Here is a 256-nt window from a genome sequence, read left to right on the forward strand (position 1 = left end):
TCCCTTTTGGCGGCTCCAACTCATCGGCTTTGGCTTTGATGGGCTTGTCGGTACCGCCTCGAATTGGTGATTGACCTTGATACTCATCCAACGCTTTATTAACTCGCTGCCCAATTTCTTGGGCGGCTTGTTGCATATGCTGGTCGATTTTGGGGGTGACGTCGTCTAGGCGTTTTACCGTGGCTTGCATGCCTTCGATGGCAGCGTCAGGAAGCAGTAGGTCGTAGTGCCAACTGGTAGACATGTCATCGAGTGA

At 52.3% G+C, this 256-nt stretch carries 1 pseudogene; it reads right to left on the reverse strand.

Annotated elements, in window-relative coordinates:
- Window positions 1–244 (reverse strand): annotated as a pseudogene (locus tag BB427_RS03070) (HNH endonuclease); the annotation flags it as partial.
- Window positions 245–256 lie beyond the last annotated feature (12 nt).

It is taken from the genome of Pseudoalteromonas sp. BMB (assembly GCF_001709235.1).
Lineage (GTDB): Bacteria > Pseudomonadota > Gammaproteobacteria > Enterobacterales > Alteromonadaceae > Pseudoalteromonas > Pseudoalteromonas maricaloris.